12 protein-coding genes are annotated in these 15,514 nt (G+C 66.3%); 4 read left to right on the top strand and 8 right to left on the bottom strand.

Annotated features, from left to right (window positions below):
• Window positions 1-24 precede the first annotated feature (24 nt).
• The 4 genes from GUY37_RS00430 to GUY37_RS00415 form a co-directional block, all read right to left on the bottom strand.
• On the bottom strand, window positions 25-705 hold the full coding sequence (locus GUY37_RS00430) for a DUF2306 domain-containing protein (RefSeq protein WP_166820857.1): 681 nt from the start codon (window positions 703-705) through the stop codon (window positions 25-27).
• A 100-nt stretch (window positions 706-805) separates the two neighbouring features.
• Entirely contained in the window at window positions 806-1,615 is an 810-nt protein-coding gene (locus GUY37_RS00425; protein WP_166820855.1) for a class I SAM-dependent methyltransferase, read from the bottom strand.
• A gap of 66 nt (window positions 1,616-1,681) precedes the next feature.
• Complete coding sequence (locus GUY37_RS00420; RefSeq protein ID WP_228278272.1) at window positions 1,682-3,049, bottom strand: hybrid-cluster NAD(P)-dependent oxidoreductase; 1,368 nt, start codon at window positions 3,047-3,049, stop codon at window positions 1,682-1,684.
• Window positions 3,046-4,404 carry an aromatic ring-hydroxylating oxygenase subunit alpha gene (locus tag GUY37_RS00415; protein WP_166820853.1) on the bottom strand — a complete coding sequence of 453 codons (1,359 nt, stop codon included), beginning with the start codon at window positions 4,402-4,404 and terminating at the stop codon, window positions 3,046-3,048. Before GUY37_RS00415 ends, GUY37_RS00420 begins: the two co-directional genes overlap by 4 nt.
• A gap of 155 nt (window positions 4,405-4,559) precedes the next feature.
• Between GUY37_RS00415 and GUY37_RS00410 the strand changes: the two genes are divergently transcribed.
• Window positions 4,560-5,486 (top strand): LysR family transcriptional regulator, encoded by a 927-nt coding sequence (locus GUY37_RS00410; protein ID WP_166820850.1) that lies wholly within the window; start codon window positions 4,560-4,562, stop codon window positions 5,484-5,486.
• Here the strand turns inward: GUY37_RS00410 and GUY37_RS00405 are convergent.
• Window positions 5,422-5,814 carry a hypothetical protein gene (locus GUY37_RS00405; protein ID WP_166820848.1) on the bottom strand — a complete coding sequence of 131 codons (393 nt, stop codon included), beginning with the start codon at window positions 5,812-5,814 and terminating at the stop codon, window positions 5,422-5,424. The two genes, GUY37_RS00410 and GUY37_RS00405, sit on opposite strands and share 65 nt — an antisense overlap.
• Window positions 5,815-5,960: 146 nt before the next feature.
• Between GUY37_RS00405 and GUY37_RS00400 the strand changes: the two genes are divergently transcribed.
• Window positions 5,961-7,370: an APC family permease gene (locus GUY37_RS00400; protein WP_166820846.1), complete on the top strand. Its 1,410-nt coding sequence runs from the start codon at window positions 5,961-5,963 to the stop codon at window positions 7,368-7,370.
• 21 nt (window positions 7,371-7,391) lie between these two features.
• Here GUY37_RS00400 and GUY37_RS19065 read toward each other — a convergent pair whose 3' ends face one another.
• Window positions 7,392-8,387 (bottom strand): hypothetical protein, encoded by a 996-nt coding sequence (locus GUY37_RS19065; RefSeq protein ID WP_228278501.1) that lies wholly within the window; start codon window positions 8,385-8,387, stop codon window positions 7,392-7,394.
• A gap of 173 nt (window positions 8,388-8,560) precedes the next feature.
• On the opposite strand from GUY37_RS19065, the gene GUY37_RS00390 reads away from it, so the two are divergent.
• Window positions 8,561-11,791, top strand: a complete 3,231-nt coding sequence (locus tag GUY37_RS00390) for a hypothetical protein (RefSeq protein ID WP_228278271.1) — start codon at window positions 8,561-8,563, stop codon at window positions 11,789-11,791.
• 9 nt (window positions 11,792-11,800) lie between these two features.
• On the opposite strand, the gene GUY37_RS00385 is transcribed toward GUY37_RS00390, so the two are convergent.
• Both GUY37_RS00385 and GUY37_RS00380 read right to left on the bottom strand, forming a co-directional pair.
• Window positions 11,801-13,156, bottom strand: a complete 1,356-nt coding sequence (locus GUY37_RS00385) for a D-serine ammonia-lyase (protein WP_166820843.1) — start codon at window positions 13,154-13,156, stop codon at window positions 11,801-11,803.
• A gap of 32 nt (window positions 13,157-13,188) precedes the next feature.
• Window positions 13,189-14,169, bottom strand: a complete 981-nt coding sequence (locus GUY37_RS00380) for an ABC transporter substrate-binding protein (protein ID WP_166820841.1) — start codon at window positions 14,167-14,169, stop codon at window positions 13,189-13,191.
• A 322-nt stretch (window positions 14,170-14,491) separates the two neighbouring features.
• Here GUY37_RS00380 and GUY37_RS00375 point away from each other — a divergent pair, with 322 nt between their 5' ends.
• Window positions 14,492-15,511: a siderophore-interacting protein gene (locus GUY37_RS00375; RefSeq protein WP_228278270.1), complete on the top strand. Its 1,020-nt coding sequence runs from the start codon at window positions 14,492-14,494 to the stop codon at window positions 15,509-15,511.
• Window positions 15,512-15,514: the final 3 nt, after the last annotated feature.

Here is a 15,514-nt window from a genome sequence, read left to right as displayed (position 1 = left end):
CCTGAACGACCTACCCCGCGACAACTAGCCTTCGGCGAAGACCGGCTTCGGCGACCTCCTGATGACCACGATCTCGGCCACGATGAGGTTGACGATCCATCCCACTGTCTGACCGACCGGAATCATCGAGTCCACCTGCTCCCTGATCACATCGGGTTCGGCTCCGCTCACGAGAATCTGAACCAGCAGCAGCACGGGAGTGAGGATGCGCGCAGTGACCGCGAGGAGAGCGAGCGCATAGTTGCGGATCATCCACGCCCGGTGGGCGGCGAAGTCACGACGGACGGCGGCTCTGTATGCCAGAACGCCCGTGATCAGCCAGAGCACTGCGGCGGTGGTCAGTCCGATCTGGGTGATGATGCGCCCCGACCACAGGGCGACCGGGACCGCGCTCACCGCTGCGGGCAGCACCCCTGCGAGGAGATAGCTCCGGCCGATGGCCCTGTGGATCCGCCGGTGGGCCCGCAGTCGGGGCATGAACTGCAGAGGACCGAGGACCAGAGCCACGGCGGCCGTGCAGATGTGAACGATGAGCACCGAATACTGCAGCTCGCTGCCGACCGTGAGGCGACTCTCCGTGATGTCGAGGTTCCAATAGGGGAAGGTGATGGCGATGCCGAAGCCCAGCGCCAGGACCAGTAGGATCCACGCGAAGGGATTCCTGCTGCGTGCGGAAGATTCTGAGACGGCGACATCCTTATTCATGTTGTCGACCGTAGACAGCATGGGCAGCCGAACACATCCGCTTCTGGGAGTATCCGGGTATCAGCTCGCAGAAGTACCGGCGATCCGGATCGTCTCTGCCTCACCGCTGGCCAGCGGGGCCTTTGCGCCCGAGGACATGAAAGGTGCGACTGAGTTGGCGGTAGGGGTCTCGGCGACTCGCTTCGAGTTCGACCTCGGCCATCGCCGACAGTTCTCTGGAATCGATCGATGCCAGGTCGACTCCGCTGAACTCGAGCTGATCGACCCACAGCCACGTCCCGTACCAACCGAGTGGTTCGACCCCGTGACCGCGCAGGTGTTCGCTGACCTCATCCACGGTGTGGGACTGGCCGTGGACGCCCAACTCCTTGATGTCCCCCGAAGTCTCATCGAACGAGGCCAACGCATCGTCCCACCGTCGTTCCAGGGCCGGGCGCACCGCCATCGTCGCGGCGTTTCCTGCCATGATCGAGACCACACCACCGGCCCGAGTGCACCGACACAGCTGTTCGATCAGGGGTTCCGGCTCAAGATAGCCGAGTACGCCATGGCACAGGACGGCGGCGAAACGCCGGCCGTTCATCGCATCCTCGGCCTTCTCCCCGTCCGCCAGCACGAGTGTCACCCGTCGTCGGGCTTGAGCGGACAGCTGCGGGAGCCGCTGTCTGGCCTTCTCCAGCATCGCCGTCGAGGAGTCGAGCAGTGTCACGTCATAACCGGCCTCGGCCAGCGGAAAGGACTGGTGACCGGCACCGCCGCCCACGTCGAGCACGGGTGCCGGTGGCGGCGGCAGCCGCTCCAGCAGGTGATGGTGCAGCACATAGGTGCGCACGTACCCCTTGGCTGAAGCGTAGACGTCATCGGCAAAGCGGTCGGCCAAGCTGGCGCTGGACCAGATGTCAGCATCCATGGTGCCACGGTACTCGCCCCGGCCCGACACCATCGAGGAGTCCCCGTGGTCACGGGCCTGAACCACTCACCGTTCGACGACGAGGTCGGTCAACGGGGTCGAGCAGCAGGGCAGGAACTTCCCGGCGGCGATCTCCTTCGTCCGGATCCCACCGGCATGCTTCATCTCGACCTCCCCGCTGACGAGGACGGACTTACAGGTCCCGCAGGCGCCTTCCGAGCAGGAGGAGGGCACCGACAGTCCAGCGTCCAGAGCCGAGTCGAGGACGGTTGTGGACTCATCGCAGTCGACCACGCGCCCGGAGACCGTGAACTCGACCGCATGGCTCACACCGGTGACTCCAACGGCGCCGGCTCCTGCGGCCTTCGCCCTCGCCCCGGCCCTGGCCAGACGATCGGCAGGCGAGGTGGCGAAGACGAACGACTCCTCATGCGTCCGAGCCTGCGACACCCCCGCCTCGGCGAGCAGGGGACGCACCGCGTCCATGTACGGACCGGGGCCGCAGACGAAGGTTTCGCGATCGGCCGCGTCGGGGACCACCTCGGCGAGGGTGGCCGCATCGATCCGACCGTGACGGCCGGTCCAGGTCTCCGCCTCAGTGTCCCGGGAGCAGAGGATGGTCACGCTGACCCCGGCGACCTCGGCGAGCTGTTCGAGCTCGGCACGGAAGATGATGTCTTCCGGCGTCGAGGCGCTGTGGACGAACACGATGTCGGTGCCGAAACCGCCCTGTCGGGCAAGCAGGTTGCGCACCATCGACATGATCGGGGTGATCCCGGAGCCGGCGGAGAGGAAGAGGTGGCGTTCGGCCTGATGGAAGCTCGTGCTGAAGAGCCCGTAGGGCCCGTCCACGTGGAGCCGATCGCCGACCTGAACATTGTCATGCAGATGGGTCGACACCGCTCCCTCGGGCTCGCGCTTGACCGTGATGGTGAAGATGTTCGTGCCGAAGGGCGCCGAGGAGATCGAATAGCAGCGCTCGAGTCCGAGCTCGGGGATGCGCATCGTCACGTACTGGCCCGGCGCGAAGTCGACGGCGGACATCCACCCTGCCCGCAGCTCGAAGGTCTTCACGTCGTGGGTGACCTGCGTGATTCCGGTGACCTCGACGGGTCCGGTGAGCAGTTCCGGGTCGAGCGGCTCCTCCACGACGGCAAGTTGCCCGGTCGGGGCAGGCGGGACGCCCGGGGTGGTCGCAGCCGGATACGTGGACGGGGCGGCCGGAGCAGCCATGGTCGCTTGAGCGGGCCAGGCGGCCCCGGCGGCCGCGCTCGTCTGGGCAGGCCACTCGGCCCAGGCCCGCCCGGTCCTCGCGGGCACACGGAAAGTCGCCTTGCCTGTCGGAGACGGAGTCGCCGGATCTCCTGTCGCAGTGACTGCCGCAGCTGCCGCGTCGACGAGCCTGGAGGCCAGCGTCGAGTGACGGTATCTCATCGCCGCGCTCCCTTCTCCTTGTGGGCGTTGAGCTCCTTGTGTGCCTGGAGCCGTTCGATGTACCAGGTGACGAAGTCGTCGACCTGCGATTCGGTCGGTGCGTAGGGGCCGGGTTCATACGCCGGCGACGAGATGCCCAGATGTCCGCGTTCGCAGAAGGTCGCGTCCTGTTCGTTCGTCTTGATCCACACCTTTGTGAGGTTGTCGAGGTCGTAGTCGACGCCTTCTTCCGCATCGGCGTGGACGAGCCAGGTCGTGCGCACCAGCGTCTTGTCCTCGGCCAGCGGCAGCAGGCTGAACGTCACCACATGGTCGCCCATCGCGTGGAACCACATGTTCGGCTGCACGTGCAGCGAGGCCCGGCCCAGAACGAAGGTGTCGAGCTCGCCCAACAATTTCGCCGAGGCGGCCGAACCGTCCATCGTGTACGACTCACCCCGCCCATCGAGGGCGGCCCGTTCGATTCGGAACCCCGTCGGCCGTCCGCTCAGTTCCTCGACGAGGGCATAAGGCAGGCCGTTGCGGTCGCAGTCGGCACGCAGCTGCTCCTCGGCGTCGAGGTAACGCTGGTAAGCCGGCTGCAGACGCTTGGGAATCTCGTCGGGTGCGTAGCCGTACGTGGGGAAGAATGTGCAGGTCAGCTCCGGGTGACCGGCTTCGCAGTGGTAGCACTCGCGGTTGTTCTCCATGACGAGCTTCCAGTTCGAGTCCTCGATGAGGTCACTCTGCGCAGCCACCTTCGTCCCGGCGATGTCATGCCCTGCCAGATACGGTTCGATGACGGCGGCCACCTCGTCGATGTCGTCCGGCGGGGTGGGGCTGAGGCAGATGAAGATCAGCCCGCCGATGACGCGCACGTTCACCGAGCGCAGCGAGAAACAGGTCCGATCGAAACCGGGAGCTTGGACGCCCGCGGAGATGAGCTCGCCTGCGGGAGTGTACGTCCACTGGTGGTAGCCGCACACGATGTTGCCCACCGACCCGGACAGGTCGTTGAGCAGTCGGGTGCCCCGGTGCCGGCAGACATTGTGGTGGGCGCGGATCTCGCCATCGTCATCGCGGATGACGATGACCGAGTAGGTGCCGATGTCGATCGTGAGGTAGTCGCCGGCTTCGGGCACTTCGGCGGTGGAGGCGACGAAGATCCAGGTCGAGGCGAAGATCGCCTCGATGTCGCGCTCGAAGAACTCCGGGCTGATGTAGAACGGTGCCGCCAACGAGTAGCCGGGTACGCGTTCGTCGATGAGTCGGTCGATGTCGGTCCTGCCGTGCCCGCCCGATCCAGCGACCGCACCCGATCCGGCGGGTCCGCTCGTACTGGAATTGGTCCTCTTCTGCTCTGGTGCCAGAGTCATTTCGTCCACCACCTCGTCGTAATGTCTCGACCGCTTCTCCTGCCGGCCCCTTCGCCGGCCGCGGCCCGGGAGTTCGTGCTCCTGCCCCCAGTGTCCGCCACAGGTATGCTGAAGAAAAGCGAATCTTCTTCATCCGAAACGTGCAATACTATTGCATGATCGATCCGCGTCTCCACGTCCTTCGGGTCCTTGCCGAAGTCGGCACCCTCACCGAGGCGGCACACCGCCTCGGGTACACTCCTTCGGCCGTATCGCACCAGCTCAGAGGCTTGTCCAAAGATCTCGGCGTGCGTGTCGTCGAACCGCGCGGCCGCGGTCTCGTCCTCACTCGCGCCGGTCAGCTCCTCCTCGAGCGTTCGCAGGAGCTCTTCGCCCGGTGGGAGGAGATCCGCGGTGAGCTCGACGGCCTCGGCTCCGGGCTCGACACGCGCAACAGGCGGCTTCGTCTGTGCGGGTTCTCCACTGCAGCAGCAGCCCTGCTGCCACCGACCGCCCTGACGGTGATGGAGCGGTTCCCGGGTGCCGAAGTCACGATCATCGAAGCCGATCCCGAAGAGTGCTTCGATCTTCTCGTCTCCGACCACGCCGACGTCGCCGTGGTCGTGGCCACCGACCCGCTGCCGCCGCGCAGCGATCCTCGATTCGAGCAGTCCGCACTGTTGAGCGATCGTCTCGATCTGCTGGTTCCCGTCGGGCATCGTCTGGCCGAGAAGGCGTCGGTGCCGTTGAGTGAGGCCGCCGAGGAGTCCTGGATCCTCGATCGGTCGGGTTCGCCGTATCACCGTCTGGTGCGCACGGCGTGTGCGGCGGCCGGCTTCCAACCGGAGCAGGCCCATCAGTCACGGGAGTGGGAGACGGGTGCGTCGTTGGTCTCGGCGGGACTCGGGGTCGCGCTCATTCCTCGTCTGGCCCGCCTGCCCGATGGCTTCGATGTGGTTCGGGTGCCGCTGCGCGGTGATCCGGTGCCGTCGCGGAAGATCCTCTCCGGCATTCGCCGCGGTTCGGGCGCTCAGCCGATCATCGCCTCGGCGTTGGAGGTCCTCCGGGAGGCTGCTGTATCTGCGGCCCGCCAGGGGGCCTGACCATCCAGACCTGCGGTCGCATTCTGCGTCGCTTTCTGGCGACGACGGTGGTGAGGACGATCCCGGCGATCAGCACCAGAACGGATACGACGGCGACGACGAACCCGGTGGTGTAGAAGCCGGAGGCGAAATCGTCGAAGGCATCGACGTTCCCGCCGCCTCCGAGGAGGAACAGAAGCATGGGGATGACGAGGATGCACAACCCCATACCGAGCCCGAGGACTCCGGCGATGATGAGGAGGATTCCCGGCACCACGGACGGTTTCTTCGCAGGCACCCCACCCGGCGGGAACCCACCGGGCCGGATCATGTGCGGGTGATGCGTCATCCGGGCCTCCTTCGTCTCCCCCGATCCTATCGGGGACCGGAAACCACACCATGACCGGCGCGTAGAGTTGAAGCGCACACTCCCCGATCGCACACCGCGGACGGAACATAGCGAATCGAACCTCGCTGCGAAGGGACGGCACCACGATGGACGACACGACTGCCGACGACCGATCCGGAACCGGAACCGATCCGTCAGCGCCCGAGGGCACGGCCGCCTCGGCGAGTGGGGGGAGCCTGCGACGGACGATCGGCCTGAGCGAACTCGTCTTCTTCGGTCTCGTCTTCATCGGTCCGGCGGCCGCCGTCGGAGTGTTCGGCACTCTCGACGCCCGCTCGGGCGGGGCCGTGGCACTCGTCTACATCGTCGCGACGATCGTCATGGCCTTCACCGCGGTCAGCTATATGCGCATGTCTCGGGAGGTCCCCCGCGCGGGAACGGTGTTCGCCTACGCCTCGGCGGGAATCGGAAAGCCGGCCGGCTTCGTCGCCGGGTGGATGATCCTCCTCGACTATCTCTTCATCCCCTCGGTCGCCTATCTGTTCACCGGGATCGCCCTGAACTCGATCTTCCCCGCACTGCCCGTCTGGGTGTTCGTGGCCGTGGCCGTCATCCTCACCACCGGGCTCAATCTCGCCGGGGTCAAGGTCGCATCCCGCGTGATCACCGGGGTAGTCCTCGCCGAGGTGGCCGTCCTCGCCCTGGTCCTCGTCCTCGGCATCGCCTACCTTCTCCAGCATGGTCCGACGCGCGGGTGGATGACCCCATTGACCGGGGTGGATGCGTTCTCCGTGACCGCGGTGCTCGCGGCCGTGTCCGTGGCTGTCCTGTCATATCTCGGCTTCGATTCGCTGGCGACGTTCTCCGAGGAGGCCAAGGGCGGGCCGCGGATCGTCGGCCGGGCCACGCTCATCTGCCTCGTGCTCGCCGGTGTCTTCTTCGTCGCGCAGACCTGGGTGGGCAGTCTGCTCTCACCGCTGACCCCGGCGCAGCTGCAGGCCGATCCCGCGCTCGGAGGGGCCGCGTATTACAGCGCCGTCGACTCGACTCTGGGTCCGTGGCTGCACTGGCTGCTCGCCCTGGCCAAGGCCGTGGGCGCAGCGTTCTCCGCGATGATCGGCCAGGCCGCCGGCTCCCGGATCCTCATGGACATGGGACGGTCCCGGCAGGTGCCGAAATTCCTCGCCGAGGTGGCCCCGAAGACCGGTGTTCCGTGGAAGGGGATCCTCGTGGCCGCCGCCGGCAATGTCATCGTGGCAGGGTGGGCGGCGACCCGTGCCGATGGTCTCGACCAGCTGACCTCGATCGTCAACGTCGGGGCGCTGACGGCGTTCATCTTCCTTCAGGCCTCAGTGGTCGGATACTTCCTGGTGAAGAAGCACGGCTGCGAGGCCCCGAACTGGGTCAACCACGGGGTGGTCCCGGTCATCGGTGCCGGGCTGCTCATCGCGGTCCTCGTCAGCGCGAATCCTCTGGCCCTGGTCATCGGCAGCGTCTGGCTCGTCATCGGGCTTGCGGTCTTCGCGGTCAACAACCGGCGGCGAATCCACGGTTGAGCCTCCTCGGCGAGGGAGTCGTCAGTCCTGCAGCCGGGTCGTTCCGTCGTGGCCGCCGGAGGTGTTGAGCTGTTTGGCGTAGCAGCTGTCGGGCCCGAGCCCGTGCGATGAGCACCACGACAGAGCGTCGTCGGGGTCGTCGTAGCCGATGCCGACGACGGTGACCCAGAAGTCGTCTTCCTTGAAGCTGTCGAAGTCGCCGGACCAGAGAAGCTTCACCCGGGGAAACTCTTCGCGCAGTCCTTCGAATTCCTCGAGGATCGCCTCTTCGTCCCAGGTCTTCCCTTCGGCTTCGAGGCCGACCTTCTTCGAGCTCAGCTGGGGCACCCATCTGCCGTCGAGTTCGCTCTTGGCCGCTTGACCGTCGGAGTCGGCGAGCTGTTCGAGCGCCTTCTTCGGATCGTCAGGAAGCGCCGATTCGGTCTCGGTGGGTTCGGGCGCTTCGCTGGCTGCGGACGAACCGTCTTCGCTGTCGGCGTTTGTCGGTTCATCGGTGGAGGCGACGGTGGCGGGGTCGTCGGAGTCCTGCGAGAAGAAGGTCGCCGCGCCCCAGCCGATGCCCACGGCGAGTACGATGACGACGACGGCGAGGAGAGCGATCAGTCCGCCGCGCTTCTTCTGCGCAGGTTGTCCGGCCGGCTGGTACGGTCCCGGTCCATAGGCGAAGGGCTGCTGGTGTGCGGGCTGGCCGGGCTGCGGGGGCATGCCTGCGGCGTGTGCTTGGCCGCCGACGTGATGGGCCTGGGTGCCCTGAGGAAGAGGACCGCTCTGCTGCTGGGGAGGCTGCCCGGTGCGGTGAGGTGGGCCGGTCTGCGGGTGCGGGGTCTGGATATACGGGCGCTGCGGCGGCTGAGGTGGCGGAGGGGGCGTGCCCCAGCCATTGCCTGACTGAGGTCCCGGTTGGGATCCCGGTTGAGGCCCCGGTTGAGATCCGGGCTGCGGAGACCATTGGCTTCCCGATCGGTCGTTGACGTCCCATTCGTCCTCATCCCCGCGTCCGGGAGGGTTCGTACTCATCCGCAACTCCAGATCGATCACGCCGTATTCCAGAAAAAGTCCCGATATAGAACTTCTCTTGCATTAACAGCCTAATATAAGTTGTGAACTACACATGCTTGATCTGCTCAGTTGATTGTTTCGGTTTGAACTACATTGCGGAGCTGTCGGGCGACGGCACTTGAGGACTGGGTATGGACGACGAATCCGACGAGACGACACCGACCGCCGCCGAGGAGCCGAAGGATCGGAACGCCGAGGCTCAGGAGAGTCCCGAGCCTTCTGATGAGGCGAGCGCCGAACTCGAGCCGGACCCTGAATCCGAGAAGAGCGTCGACTCCGAGGCCCCGGATGGTCAGGCCACCGAAGAGACTGCTCGCTGGGCGCCTCCGGAAGACGGCACGCGCACCACCCCGCAGACAGTCGATCCGTACGAGAACGCCGCCGAGAACGACTCTGCGAACACCGGCCCTCAGCCCCAGGGGGCGAGCGCGTACCCCCAGGGTTCGGGTTCGCATCCGCAGACGGCAGGTCCATACGCTCAATGGCCCGGCCCCTACCAACCCGATCCGTACCAACACGGAGCCTTCCCGCAGGGCTCGGGCCCCTACCAGCAAGTCTCTCACCAGCAAGGCCGCTACCAATCCGTCCACTCCGGTCCCATGCCCTACCCGGCACCACCGGGTTACCCGGCGAACGCCCCGAGGTCGAAGTTCGCCTCGGCGCTGGCGAAGGGATCCACGTGGAAGACGGCCCTGATCCCGCCTGGGATCGCCCTCCTCGGCGGCATCATCGTCTCCATCATCCTCACCGTCATCCTCGCGTCGATGTCAGAATTCAGCTCCCTGACCGAGGAGACCGGCTTCAACCTCGACAGCCTCAGCTACGCCCTGCCGTTCATCCTCATGGCACTGTCTCTGTTCGGTTCGGCGGCGCTGCGCCTGGACATCAACGCCCCTGACAGCTTCAATGCCCAGCTGAGCCTCTTCACCACGGGAGCACCTCTGCTGGTCACCATCGTCATCGTGGGTCTGCTGTGGTGGATGACGAAGATCAGCGAACGCCGTTCCCCCGCGCCCAACCGGGTGTCCACATGGATCCGCATCGGAGTCTCCACCCTGGCGACGACGCTCGTGCTCTTCCTCCTCCAGGTCATCTTCGCCGCCCGCTTCTCCTCGTTCGAAGAAGACGGTGCGCTCACTTTCTCCTACTCGACGGTCACCGTCCGGTCGTTCTTCCTGCCTCTGCTCGTCATCCTCGTCGCGAGCATCGCCGGTCGGGTCGCCGGGCACTTCAAAGGCACCGAGGCGATCGGCGCACCGTTCCTGCGCTGGGCGGTCCCACCGCTGCTGGTGACCTGGATCCACCTTGCTCTCTGCGTGGCCGTATTCTCGGTCGTCGCGCTCTTCGTCCTGCCGCTGTCCGTCGAGATGCCGGGCCAGCTGGTGCCGCTGACGTTCGTCAACATGGGGCTCATCCTCACCTCGCTGACCCACCTCGGCGGAATCGGCGCCACCGTCCAGGGCGACTTCGGCGTCTACTCGGACACTTTCACCGAAAGCCTCACCCTGTTCAGTCGCGACGCTCCCGGCCTGCTGTGGCTGGGACTGCTCGTCGTTGCGGTCGCGGTGCTGATCGCCACGATCGTCGCCACCGTCACCCGAGGTCCAGCCTGGACCGTGATCAAAGAAGACAAACAGCAGTGGTCGAGTGCCTGGAAGCTGCCGGTGGCGTTCTGCCTCGTCTGGGGTCTGCTGTCGCTGCTGGCCGTTCCCGCGAACCTATCGATGTCCGGATCCGCCGAGGCGGCCATGTACTTCGGTGGGTCCGGTGCGGCCCGTGCCGGGATCGGTCCCCTGGCCTGGACGTTCCTCATCTTCGCCCTCTGGGGTGGGATCATCGAGGTGCTCTCGCGGACCCTCGGCCCACGTCTCGCCCTCACCTTCCCGGCCCTGGCCCGGATCGCCGCCGGACGGACCGTGCATCCGCACTGGGGACCGTATCTGGGCATGAGCGAACCGCGTTTCGCCTTCGCGCATCCCGATCTGGCCCAGGCAACCGCCCCGACCCCGCCGCCGGTCGCTCCCGTCCCCGGCGAAGTCGGCCCCGTCCCCGGCGAAGTCGGTCCGCAGGGGCCCGGCGGATACCAGGGTCAGCCGGCATCGCCTCAAGGGTTCGGCTCGCCGGGCCGACCGGTCGGGCCGCCGCAGGGTCCGCAGCAGTTCTCCGCCCCGGTTGGGCCGCAGCAGGCTCCGACACCGTCAGACCAGCAGCCTTATGCCTACCCGCAGGGTTCGGCCGGGCAGCAGTCGTACTCGGCTCCGCAGGGAATGTACGCCGCGCAGCCGTATGCGGGTCCGGCCAAACCCTTCGACAAGAAGAAGACGACGCTCGTGTCGGTCGTGGCCGGAGGGGCCGTCCTTCTCCTAGTCGCCGCGCTCATCGTCGTCACCCAGCTCAATGGTCACATGTTCGGTCCTGAAGCGACGGTGGAGAAGTACTTCGCGGAGCTCTCCGACGGAGACGCCGAGGGTGCGCTCAAGGTCGCCGACGTCGATGTTCCACAGGAGTCACGGACCCTGCTGACGAACGACGTCCTCGGCGACTCCAAGGCGCTGCCCGACGATGTCACCGTCGAGGATGCCGAGATGTCAGGCGACACAGCGAAGGTCGCGGTCACCTATGACGTCGGAGGGTCCAAGGGCAACAGCACCCTGACCCTGCACAAGGCGGGGAAGAAGGCGCTGTTCTTCGACGACTGGACGCTCAAGAGCCCGGATCTGCTCACCCTCACCGTCGACACTCCCGGCCTCAAGAAGGTCAAGGTCAACGGAATCGATGTCGACAGCGACGGGTCGACGCTGTCCCTGCCGGCCTTCCCCGGTCTCTACACGATCGATCTGGCTGAGAAGTCCGATCTCATCACCGCCGACGCGGTCGAGGTGCGGGCCTTCCTCGGAGACGACGCGGACATGGAGGGTGAGGAGACGCCGCTGCTTGCCGCCCACCCCTCGGACGCGTTCCGCAGCGAGGTCGACAAGCAGGTCAAGACCCTCATCGACAGCTGCGCCAAGAAGACCGTCGCCGAGCCCGACGGGTGCCCGTTCGGCTCCTCGATGGCGGAGAGCTTCGATGCCACCGGACTCACGTGGTCGATCTCGTCGTATCCGACGGTGACCGTCGCCGATGACTCCATCGGTGCCGACCAGTATTCGGATCCCGCGGATGCGACCGGTCCGAACGGCGGACCTGCGTGGCTGATCTCCTCGGACACCTCCGGTGAGGCGCTCGTGACCGGCAGCTACGACATGTTCGACGAGTCCGAACCCTTCGATGACACCGTGACCTTCGACCTCACCGGCACGGCTGAGATCGTCGACGGCAAGGTCGTCATCACCGTCACCGACGATCCCTGGGACTGGTGAGCTGGCGCGTCAGTCGACGAATATCGCCGAGGCGGTACCGCCGATCCTCTCCAGCAGCCCTCGTCCTTCATCGACGTAGGCAGCCCGCTCATCGTCGGGAACCATCGCCCCACCGGTGAGCCACACCAGGTGGACGCCCGCCGGAGACGCAGCCGCTGCGTCGCCCATCCGCCACGGAATGGTCAGCCCAGCGGTCGCCGAGGGCTCGACATCGATGCCTTCGGTCTCATAGAGCACGCCGACTCCGGCCCGGATGACCTCGTCGGGGAGGGCGGCGAAACCGGAGATCAGCGGCCCGATCGTCGGTCCGATGAATCGTGACGGGCGGGCGACCGCCAGTCCGTCGGCAGCGGTGGCCCCGGTCAGTCCGATGTCCTGAACGCAGATGTCGCTGTGCCGACCGGTGCGCACGCCGAGGAACATCGCCGGTGCCTGGCTCGGTTCGACGAAGACACAGCGCACCGCAGCACCGAAGACGCGTCTGAGTCCGAAGGTCACTCCCCCGGGACCGCCGCCGATTCCGCACGGCAGATAGACGGTGAGCGGATTCTGCTCATCGATGGTCACTCCGGCGGCATCGAACTGCCGTCTGAGCCGCAGTGCGGCCACCGCGTATCCGGCGAAGAGACTCACCGAGTCCTCGTCGTCGACGAAATGCGTGTTCTCGGCGGCTTCCGCTGAGGCTCGGCCGGCTTCGACGGCTTCGACGAAGTCACCGGCGTGTTCGATGACGTCGACTCCGTGATCGCGCAGCCGGTCTTTCTTCCAGGCGCGGGCGTCAGCGGACATGTGCACCGAGGCGGCGAATCCGAGGCGAGCGCTCAGGATCCCGATCGACAGCCCGAGGTTGCCCGTCGAGCCGACGACGATGCGGTGGTTCGCGGCGATCTCACGGAACTGCGGACTCGAATAGGTGGCGGGATCATGAGCCTCGAGGCCGCGATCGGCGGCGACCGCCTCGGCGAATTCGAGCACCTCGTGGAAGCCGCCTCGCGCTTTGATCGACCCGCTCACCGGCAGGCTGTCGTCGCGCTTGAGCCACAGCTGTCCGACGAAGTCCGATCCGAACAGGCCGTCGAGGCGCTGCTGCGTCGCGGGGGCGGGGACCAGGGCCGATTCGATCATCCCGCCGCGGGCCTCGGGGAATGCCGATTCGAGCTCGTCCGGGATCGTTGCCGTTTCCGGGAAGGTCTCGGCGAACCAGGGGGCGAAGCGGTCGAACCGGGCCGCCGCGGAGTCCATGACGTCGGCGAGATCGGGCAGGGCCGCCTCGGTGGGGTTGGACCGAACCCATATGGTCGGTCGGCCCGTTGCCAGAGATCGGATGACCTCGTCGGTGCTGAGTTCGTCAGGCAGTTCGCTCATGCACCGATGGTAGCCGGGCCAGACGCAGATGCTCAGCTCTTAACGATCTTCTTCGCGGATTCGAGGACGTCGGCGAGTTCGTTCAGCCATTTCGCATAGCCGTCGTAGGTGTAGGCGCGTTTGTCGTCCCAGGTGCCCAGCTGCCCCGCCTCCACCGCGGGCAGCCGTTTGTAGACGGGGTTGTCCTCATAGTCGGTCGAGGCGTCGTGGACGAGGACCACGTCGGCCGGGTAGTCCGACATCTTCTCCCAGGAGACCTCGGCCCAGCTGCTCTCACCCGTGGCATCGGGACCGACGAGGGTGAGTCCGTCCTCGCTGAGCATCTCGGCGATGCCCAGGGAGTTCGAGGTGTAATTGATCTCCGCGGTGAAGTTCGCCAGCAACACGGTCAGCTCGTCCTGCTTCTTCGCCACGCTGCGGATGCGGGTGCGGGAGTCGTCGAAGTCCTTGCGTCTGTCCGCGATGTCGCCGGTGTCCGTGTCCTTGCCCAGCGCTTCGGCGATGGCCGCGTACTGGGCGAACATCGCATCGGGCCCCTGCCCGCCGAGTTTGACCGGGACGAAGGGCACGAGCTCGCTGACCTGGCCTTTCACCTTATCGTCCCACCAAGTCCACCCGTCGCCGGCCTCATTGCCGTAGGCGACGAGGATGTCCGGTTCGGCGACCGCGAGGGCTTCGATATCGAGTTCCATATCGGTGCCGACGACCTCGACTCCTTCGGAGTCGAAGGCCTTGCCCGGGGATTCGTTCTGCCCGAAGCCGAAGACCGCGACCGGGGTGATTCCGTACTGCGCGAGCCCGGCCGCCGAATAGAAGTCCGCTGCGATGCGCTTGGCAGGCCGGTCGAGTTCGATCGTCAGCCCGTCATAGCCTTCGGGCGAGTATGTGAAGTTCGGGACGCCGCCTGTGGAGCCGGAAGCACCGCTTCCTGCGGCGCCATCGGCCTCACTTCGACAGGCGACGAGGGCGAACGGTGCGAGAACGGAGAGGGCAAGAAGCTGACGACGACGCATCGAGAGCCTTTCGGTGAGCGTCCCCGCGGGGACGGAACGGGTGAGTCCCGGCGAGGACGGATCGGGCAGGTCCCCGCGGGGACCTTGGACGTGACGGAACGGTGGAAGTGCTGGTCAGAGCGCTGCTCGGCTGCCCTGTTGATGACGCCTGTGGTGACGCCGGAACCACCGTAACACTATTTGGAAAGGCTAGCCTTACTGAATTAGAGTAGAGCAGTGTTGTGGATGTTCCGACGTCCTCGACAGCTGCACACACGAACAGAACGCGTCCCCGCGGGGACGAACCCACGCCCCTATGGTCGTGGGATGCGAAGGAGAATCAGTGTCACGAGCCCCCATCGGTGCCTTCGAAGCAGAGGTCCTCGCCGTCGAAGACCTCAGCCCGTCTTTCCGTCGGGTGACATTCGGGGGTGCGGGACTCGAGGAATTCGGCCCGAACACGCACCCTCGTGACCTGCGGATCAAACTCGTCATCCCTCCTCAGCGTGCTGCCGCGCCGCAGTTCGATCTGCCCGCATTCCTCACGGAGCAGGAAGCCGCCGGTGTGTCCTGGTACCAGGCCTGGCTGCAGATCGATCCCGAGGTTCGCGGCGCGATGCGCACCTACACGGTGCGGGAATGGAACGATGCCGAGCGCAGACTCGTCATCGACATGGTCCTCCACACCGATGAGCACGGTCATTCGGGTCCGGCGGCCCAATGGGCCGAAGCCGCCGAGGTGGGGCACAGTCTCCACATCATCGGCCCCTCCCGTGCCTCGGAGACCCCGTGCGCCGGGATCGAATTCGCCCCCGGCGACGCCCACCAGATCCTGCTCGCCGGCGACGAGACCGCCGTGCCCGCGATCGCCTCGATCCTCGATTCGCTCAAGGACAGCCAGGCCCTAGGCAAGGCCGTTCTCGAGGTCCCGAGCGCCGAGGACATCATCGACATGACTGCTCCCGCCGGCTTCGAGATCGAATGGCTGTCGCGCGGCAACGCCGATTTCGGACAACTGCTCGAACCCGCCGTCCGTGAGGCCGTGCGCTCTGAAACCCGGATCCCCGCCGAGGCGGGGGCCGGATCGGCAGGGTCGGCCGGCGGGCCGAGTGGTCCGGTGCGGGAACTCGATGATGTCAACATCGACGAGGAGATCCTCTGGGATGTTCCCGCGGCCCTCACCGAGGCGGCCCAGGGCAGTTCGAGTGCGACGGAGAAGGACGACCGTCCCTTCTATGCCTGGATCGCCGGAGAGGCCGGACCGGTCAAGCGTCTGCGCCGCTACCTCGTCCAGGAAGTCGGGGTCGATCGCAAGCAGATCGCGTTCATGGGCTACTGGCGGCAGGGCAAAGCCGAGGGCTGAACG

This window comes from Brevibacterium limosum (assembly GCF_011617705.1).
In the GTDB taxonomy this organism is placed as follows: Bacteria; Actinomycetota; Actinomycetes; order Actinomycetales; family Brevibacteriaceae; genus Brevibacterium; species Brevibacterium limosum.
The sequence above is the reverse complement of the archived record's forward strand: the minus strand, read 5'-3'. Positions and strand labels throughout refer to the sequence as shown.

Coding starts and splice junctions, on each gene's coding strand:
- GUY37_RS00430 (WP_166820857.1), bottom strand. CDS start 705: ATGAATAAGGATGTCGCCGTCTCAGAATCTTCCGCACGCAGCAGGAAT.
- GUY37_RS00425 (WP_166820855.1), bottom strand. CDS start 1,615: ATGGATGCTGACATCTGGTCCAGCGCCAGCTTGGCCGACCGCTTTGCC.
- GUY37_RS00420 (WP_228278272.1), bottom strand. CDS start 3,049: ATGAGATACCGTCACTCGACGCTGGCCTCCAGGCTCGTCGACGCGGCA.
- GUY37_RS00415 (WP_166820853.1), bottom strand. CDS start 4,404: ATGACTCTGGCACCAGAGCAGAAGAGGACCAATTCCAGTACGAGCGGA.
- GUY37_RS00410 (WP_166820850.1), top strand. CDS start 4,560: ATGATCGATCCGCGTCTCCACGTCCTTCGGGTCCTTGCCGAAGTCGGC.
- GUY37_RS00405 (WP_166820848.1), bottom strand. CDS start 5,814: ATGACGCATCACCCGCACATGATCCGGCCCGGTGGGTTCCCGCCGGGT.
- GUY37_RS00400 (WP_166820846.1), top strand. CDS start 5,961: ATGGACGACACGACTGCCGACGACCGATCCGGAACCGGAACCGATCCG.
- GUY37_RS19065 (WP_228278501.1), bottom strand. CDS start 8,387: ATGAGTACGAACCCTCCCGGACGCGGGGATGAGGACGAATGGGACGTC.
- GUY37_RS00390 (WP_228278271.1), top strand. CDS start 8,561: ATGGACGACGAATCCGACGAGACGACACCGACCGCCGCCGAGGAGCCG.
- GUY37_RS00385 (WP_166820843.1), bottom strand. CDS start 13,156: ATGAGCGAACTGCCTGACGAACTCAGCACCGACGAGGTCATCCGATCT.
- GUY37_RS00380 (WP_166820841.1), bottom strand. CDS start 14,169: ATGCGTCGTCGTCAGCTTCTTGCCCTCTCCGTTCTCGCACCGTTCGCC.